Below are 3,069 nucleotides of genomic sequence, written 5' to 3'. Positions count from 1 at the left end.
GCGTGGCACCATAACGTGCGACGCCCGCCCCCGTCGTGGCGGTTCCCGGGTCAGCCGAGCGGGTTCGTCGTGGTCGCCCACGACGTCGGGGTGCTGCTCAGCGTGTAGCGCAGGTGCTGGGTCGACGCGAGGTCGTCCATCGACAGCCACGCCCGGTCCTGCTGCGTGCCGTCGGCCCGCAGCGACGCGATGAACGGCGACGTGGTGGCGTCGGCGTCCGAGAGCAGCCGCACCTTGTGCTTGCCGCCGAGGCGCAGCGTGATGTCCGAGAACTGCGGCGTGGACAGGGCGAGCCCGCCGTCCGCCTGCGAGACCGGGAACATCCCGAGCCCCGCGAACACGTACCAGCTCGACAGGGCACCCATGTCGTCGTTGCCCGGGAGGCCGTCACGCGCGGTGCTGAACGCCGTGTGCATGAGCTGCTGCACGATGTACTGCGTCGACGCAGGCCTGCCCGCGAAGTCGTACGCCCACGGCGCAGGGAAGCCCATCTCGTTGCCCATGTAGAAGCCCTGCGAGTCCTGGCCGCCGTTGAGCTGGGCCAGGGTCGGCACCTTGGTGAGCGCGGAGTCGATCGAGAACAGCGTGTTGAGCCGGTCCACGGCCTTGTCCGCGCCGATCGTGCGGATCAGGTCGGGCCAGGCGTAGCCGAACGACCAGAAGTAGTTCGGCTCGGTGGACTCGTGGTACCAGCCGGGCTCCAGCGCCCCGGGCACGCCCGGAGCCGTGGGCGCCTTGCGGGCGACCAGCGTGTCGTTGGTGAAGTCGAAGATGTTCCTCCACCACGTCGTGCGGTCCTGCAGGCGCGCGATGTCCGCCTGCGTGACGTCGACGCTCGGGTCCGCGAGCACGCTCGCGGGCAGGGCAGAGAGGAACGTCGCGGCCGCGTTGTCGCCGGCCCACTGCTCGACGTTCACGGACGTCGTGTCCGGGTGGTACCCGTCGCGCAGGTACGCCTCGGCGTCGGCCATGCTCGCGCGGCCGTTGCAGGCGCTCGTCGGGTCGAAGACCGACTGCTTGACCAGGCGGGCCGCCGTCGTCACGTCGAAGTCCTTCGCGCCGAACGCGTAGGACGCCGCGAGGACCGGGAGGGCGTTGTCGCCCGCCATGGGCGTGGAGTCGTCGCTCGCGTCCACCCAGTGGGGGAACGCACCGCACTGCTCGCCGTCGACGACGAGGGACTGCATGACGTCGCTCGCGACGTCGGGCGCGAGCATCGCGAGGAGCTGCGCCTGGGACCGGTAGGTGTCCCACATCGACAGGCTCGAGTAGTGGGTGCCGTAGCTGCCCTTCGAACCGTCGGGGCGCGTGTAGGAGTAGTCGCGGACGTTCACGACGGGGCGGTCGGGGACGCTGCCCGACGTGTCGACCGTGCTCGGGTACGGCGGGGTCTGCTCCATGCTGCGGAAGTCGCCGTTGACGTCGGAGTACGTCGTCGGGGAGCCGAACACGCGGTACAGGCCCGTGTAGAACTTCGTGAGGTCGGTGCGCTGGTCCGCCGTCAGGGAGGCGGAGCGGCCGGCCTCCGCGACCTGCACCGAGTTGAGACGCGTGTTCCACGTCGCGTCGGCGGCGTCGCGCACCTGGTCGAACGTCGAGCGGGCGTTCTCGGTCTTCAGGTTGAGCCTCGCGTTCGCGATGCTCACCGAGGAGATCCCGACGCGGACGGTCAGCGTCGGGTCCTTGTCCGTGAGGTCGTACTGCAGCAGCGTGGCGCCGTTGCTCACCGTGTTCACGGTGCTGCCGTCGGCCTGCGCGCGCAGGGGCTTGTCGGCCTCGAGGTAGAAGTAAACGTTCGAGTTGAACTGCGTGCCGTAGGGCGTGCAGAACGCGGGGGCGACGGTCTTGCCGGTGAGCACGCGGCCGTCGTCGGCGACGGTCAGGGCGGTGTTCGCGGCGGAGATCTTCCCGGCGCTGCTGCTCATGTTGCTGTTCGCGTTGAGGCGCGTGTCGAGCGAGAAGTAGCCGGAGTCCTTGTCCGGGTACGTGAACTGCGCCATGCCCGTGCGGGTGGTCGCGGTCAGGTCCACGCCGACCTTGTTGTCGAGCGTGACGGCGTACTCGCCGGGGTGCGCCGACTCGGTGGCGGTCTTGAACGTGACGCCGACCGGCTTGCCGGCCGCGGTCGAGACGGCCTGCGGTGTCGAGGCGGGCATCATGCCGACCACGCCCTGACCGGGGCAGCCCGGGCCGTTGAGGTGGGTCAGGCTGAAGAAGTTGACCCGGCCGCTCGTGGCGTTCGCCGCGGTGAGGTAGCCGCCCGAGCCGTTGAAGTTGGTGCGCTGCATGTCGGGGCCGAAGTCGACCATGCCGAACGGCACCTGCGCGCCGGGGTTGACGTTGCCGGCGTACCCGCTCGTCGAGGAGACGGCCGTGCCGATGAACGGGTTGACGTACTGGGTGAGAGGCAGCTCCGCGCCGTTGCCGGGCGTCGTGTCGTGACCGTTCGGGTCCGCGACGGCGGGCTGCGCGAGCCCGGCCACGAGCACCGCTCCCGCGGCGAGAGCGCTACATCGGATGAGGGCTGACCTTCGCATGGGATCCACTCCTTCCGCCCACCGCGGGCGGTTGACAACGGTGTCAGGACGAGTGTCACCCTAGGTCAGGTCGCCGACCGCGGCCAAGTCCGCAGGTCCGAAGGGCGGTTCAGGCGCGCACGACCGACCCGTCGTCGGCGTGCTCGTGCGCGAGGCCGAGGTCGTGCAGGCGCTCGTGCTCCTCGCGTTCGGCCATCCGGCGCGCGATCCGCTCCTGGACCTCCGCGCGCCGCAACGGTGGCAGCGTCGGCGGGGGAGTGCGCCGCTCGGGCAGCTCGTCGAGCACCCTCTCGGTCGCCGCGGCGACCGCAGCCACGGCCGTCTCGAACGCGTCGCGCGTCGCGTCGCTCAGCTTCTGGACGCCGGTCACCTTGCGCACGTACTGGCGCGCGGCGGCCTCGACCTCCTCGGACGTCGCGGGCGGCTCGAGCCCGCGCAGGGTGGTGATGTTCCGGCACATGCCTCGAGGCTAGATCGGTGCCTCCAGCGCGTCGAGAGACGACGACGGCGGCGGGCCCCGTCTCCGGGTCCC

Annotated in this window: 2 protein-coding genes; both read right to left on the bottom strand. The window is 70.7% G+C overall.

From position 1 onward, the window contains the following. Positions 1-50: 50 nt before the first annotated feature. The gene (locus ACFT5B_RS19415; RefSeq protein WP_386800832.1) at positions 51-2,537 is read right to left on the bottom strand and encodes a glycoside hydrolase domain-containing protein; all 2,487 of its coding nucleotides are present in this window, start codon (positions 2,535-2,537) and stop codon (positions 51-53) included. 109 nt (positions 2,538-2,646) lie between these two features. Continuing rightward, entirely contained in the window at positions 2,647-2,997 is a 351-nt protein-coding gene (locus tag ACFT5B_RS19410) for a DUF2277 domain-containing protein (RefSeq protein ID WP_386800831.1), read from the bottom strand. Positions 2,998-3,069 lie beyond the last annotated feature (72 nt).

The organism is Luteimicrobium sp. NPDC057192 (assembly GCF_042670205.1).
Lineage (GTDB): Bacteria > Actinomycetota > Actinomycetes > Actinomycetales > Cellulomonadaceae > Luteimicrobium.
Note: the sequence above shows the minus strand (reverse complement) of the source record. Positions and strands in the feature narration are given on the sequence as shown.